Below are 266 nucleotides of genomic sequence, written 5' to 3' on the forward strand. Positions count from 1 at the left end.
GTATACGGACTGACTCCTGCCCGGTGCTGGAAGGTTAAGGGGAACTGTGAGTGTATGCGTAGCGGTGAACTTAAGCCCCAGTAAACGGCGGTGGTAACTATAACCATCCTAAGGTAGCGAAATTCCTTGTCGGGTAAGTTCCGACCTGCACGAATGGAGTAACGATTTCCCTACTGTCTCCACCATGAACTCGGTGAAATTGCATTACGAGTAAAGATGCTCGTTACGCGCAGCAGGACGGAAAGACCCCGGGACCTTTACTATAG

1 rRNA gene is annotated in these 266 nt (G+C 50.8%); it reads left to right on the plus strand.

What is annotated here, in order from left to right:
• A 23S ribosomal RNA gene (locus GNE10_RS35190) occupies positions 1 to 266 on the plus strand; the annotation flags it as partial.

The sequence above is a fragment of the Nostoc sp. 2RC genome (assembly GCF_014222165.1).
GTDB classification, from domain to species: Bacteria; Cyanobacteriota; Cyanobacteriia; order Cyanobacteriales; family Nostocaceae; genus Nostoc; species Nostoc linckia.